The sequence below is a fragment of the Yoonia sp. genome (genome assembly GCF_017854415.1).
GTDB lineage: Bacteria > Pseudomonadota > Alphaproteobacteria > Rhodobacterales > Rhodobacteraceae > Yoonia.
On sequence record NZ_JAFMHR010000243.1, the window covers coordinates 1 to 3,405 of the forward strand.

General features: G+C 37.7%; 3 protein-coding genes. 2 read left to right on the forward strand and 1 reads right to left on the reverse strand.

Annotated elements, in window-relative coordinates; all coding sequences use genetic code 11:
• A partial coding sequence (locus QZ197_RS16055; protein WP_296433267.1) for a hypothetical protein occupies positions 1-419 on the forward strand: 419 nt, incomplete at its 5' end.
• Complete coding sequence (locus tag QZ197_RS16060; protein ID WP_296433268.1) at positions 346-1,683, forward strand: hypothetical protein; 1,338 nt, start codon at positions 346-348, stop codon at positions 1,681-1,683. The genes QZ197_RS16055 and QZ197_RS16060, both read left to right, overlap by 74 nt.
• A 333-nt stretch (positions 1,684-2,016) precedes the next feature.
• Here QZ197_RS16060 and QZ197_RS16065 read toward each other — a convergent pair.
• On the reverse strand, positions 2,017-3,405 hold a 1,389-nt coding region (locus QZ197_RS16065; RefSeq protein ID WP_296433270.1), incomplete at its 5' end, for a CBS domain-containing protein.

Here is a 3,405-nt window from a genome sequence, read left to right on the forward strand (position 1 = left end):
ATGTTTTTTTTGAGGGTAAACAGTTTTTTACCAATTGGCCAGTTAGTGATATTTTGCTAAAGGAAAACAACAATATCACTCATGACAATTTGGGAATACTAATAACGACAAAAGAAAATATTTATCTGCCAGCCAAAATTTTATTGAACAACGTTAGCAATCAAGAAAGTGGTTTTAATGTGTTTTTTTACACTCCTTATCGAATTGATTCAATAACCTGTAAGATTACGGATGATTTATATACTGAAGTCCAAAAAATAACATCTTCTAGAAAGAATCCTGACTCTAAATTTGCTTTAAGCTTTGCTGATCTCAACAAATCAGGGTTTTACAGATTAGCTATTCATGTTTACTATTCGGAAGAAAAAGTATCTGGAACTTATTCTTCCTATGATTATAAATTCTATTACAATAGATGAGGATTCTGAATGCATAATTATGAATAAAAAGATAATCAATTTGGTCATTCCTGTTATTGCAGGATTGTTAGCGTTGATGATTCTTACGATCATCCCCTATGAAACGCAATTTTTTTTTCAAATTGAATGTCGAAGATTTAGTTTTTTGACAAATAGTAGAATAGAAAATTTTCTAAATTTACCGACTGCTGATATAAATGAAATAAGTTTTGCCTCATTCGAGAAAATCTTATTATTTGACGATAAAGAAAACTATCAACTTATCCCTGAACATGAAAATTATTTGAATTCTCTAACATTTATGTCAAATGGGAAGATAGGCCCCTTGCAAATAAGTGAAAATGTAGAGGTTAGTATTAGTGCAGTGGAGGATTTAATTGATTTTATTAGAATTGAATTGATTAACAACAATTTAGAAGTTTTGTATACTGGGAATGATGTTAAATTTTCAGGAGAAGGTATTATTCCTAAGCTGAATGATAATAAAAAAGTGGATCTAAAAACTCAGATTAAACAAATAAAAATATTCCCTCTAAACGGTCGTATAGAAATAAATGCATTTTCAAACACTTCGAGTGCATATAAACATCAAAGTCCTTTTGTTGTGAGGGGATTAGTATTTCAAGAAGAAAGTTCAGATAATTACGGCATTGTTTCTTCAATAGTGAATGGTAGTGTAGTAAATTCTTTAAATCATCAAAAAATTAATTTAACTGAGGATAATAAATTTCTTGATTTTGATGAAAACCAAGTTGTCATTGTAAGAAGTATCTCTATATCAGGAGATACTATCAAATTAGATATAAAGTCTGATACCAGAAACCTTCCCCCTGATTTTAAGGAAAGTAAAATAATTAGTTATAGCCTTCTTTATTATTTAGTGCAACGGCATCTAATTTTATCCAGTACAGTCTTTTTAATATTTTTATTAATTCTGCATTTGGGAATCATCAAGTACACAAATTACTTGCATAAAGTAAATAATCATAAAGAGAAGGATATTTTTAAATCTACAATAAACAAAAAACAGGTAGAGGCGATTAAAATACTTCTTTCAGAATCAAAAACAGAAAAAGCTCTAGAATTGATTTATTTTTCTCTAACCAACCTTAAACTTGAAAAATTAAAAAAAGATTATTTTATTTTTAAAGCAAGGTTTAATCAAATTAGAAGTGAAAGGATTTCAGGAATTTACACAACAGAAGAATACAATATTCTGACTACTAGGTTGATACGTGATATTTTAGATTGGCTTTTGCATTGATAATGATTATGGTTTCAATGCTTTCCACTGGCAAATGGCTTTAAAGATACTCATGCTCGACTGTGCCCAGTTTGCTACTTCATCAGGGCCCAAGTCAACTCCGCTGCACTAGGGGCTACTGGTTTTACCCGAATCAAACAGGAGACTTTCACTCCTTAAACGTAAGCCTCCGACCAACCCTACCTTGCCCGCCCAATCCCATCCCCTGATCTTTGCTTCAACCCAAGCAACGGCACCTGCGGCATACCCGCGCAGCGATGGATCAATTTCTGGGCCAGCAGGGGGCCAGCGGCCAAACCGTGGCAGCTTGCTGCTCCGACCCATAAGTAGCACCTATTTCGAGTATCCGATGCGGGTACTAGGATCAACCTTCGCAAGGTCCGTCAGGGTGAGCATGCCCACCAGCTTATTGTCATACGTCACTGGCAATCCACTAAGCTTGAATGCTTCAAATACGGATTTGGCTTTTTCCATGGTGTCTTGTGACTGGATGGTAACCAGGTCGGTCAGCATGATGTCTTTGGCAAAACAGCACAATTCAGTTCCTTCTTGCTCTAGTCGCTCCACCGTACCGTCCGTGATCAGGCCAATCAGGTCGCCATCCAGGTTTTCCACGGGAAGGTGGTGAATCTTGTTCCAATTGAGGATGCTTTTCACCAGTTCCACACTATCATCTTCGTGAACAGAAAAAATGTCGGTGCTCATCAATTGTGCTACCGTTGGGTTTTTCTCGGCAATCTGATAATCCTTTATCTTAACGTCCTTCCACTCGTGCAAAGGCGTGTTTTCTTTTTGATACTTGAGCGTTTTCCTCACCAATTCTTTTTCTGCAATCACCTCTCCATAATGCTTTGACAGTAATCTGAAATTGCGAATCGTCCAATCTGATCCGGTAGTTTCAGCACTTACTCTTTTTTCAATAACGGAAAGGTATTTGTCAATATCCGCGGCAACAACACCAGCATCTTTCAACCCCTGACGAGCCATCGGTAGCAACTGTTCCAGAATTAGCTGTTTGGCTGGAATGTTTTTTCCATACCAACTAAAAACTGTACTTAAACCATAACGAGCGGCTCGTAAAAAGTTGTTCTTGGCAGACTTGAAGCTTTGGTTTTTCCAAAACGCAACACCTCCTTCCGGTTCACACCTCATCAATCCTATCCAAAAAGCAAAATTGGCGATCTCATCAATAGCGCTAGGGCCAGCAGGAAGATAACGGCACTCAATGCGCAAATGTGGCTTGTTTTTTGAAAAACCGTAACACATTCTATTCCAGGTATAGGTCGTACCGTTGTGCAGTCGGATACCCCGCAGTCCAGGAATCTCACCTCTCTTCAATGCTTCTTTTGAATCTGATAAATCATCGGAAGTTAAGATCAAGGGGAAACGCATGATGTCATTTTTCCAAAGCTCAGCGGGAGATTCTTTAAGCCAGCCTCTTCCAAAATAAACGCGGGGCAAACTCATCCGCAAAAACTTCTGAGAGCTACGGGTATCAAGGCTTTGCTTGAATAAAGCGATGCGTGTTTCCGCCCACAGTTCATTGCCAAAGAGCAAAGGAGAGTTAACACAAGCCGACAGTACTGGCCCGGCAATCATTTGCGACCAGTTGTGCTGATTGACAAACTCATCCGGCTTGATTTGAAGGTGCAGCTGAAAACTGGTATTACAGGCTTCAAATAAAATAGAGCCTAACGACATAATCAAATCATCGACCCCCTG

Bases quoted from the DNA above. Each gene is read 5' to 3' on its own strand.
- QZ197_RS16060 (WP_296433268.1), top strand. From the start codon at position 346: ATGTTTACTATTCGGAAGAAAAAGTATCTGGAACTTATTCTTCCTATG.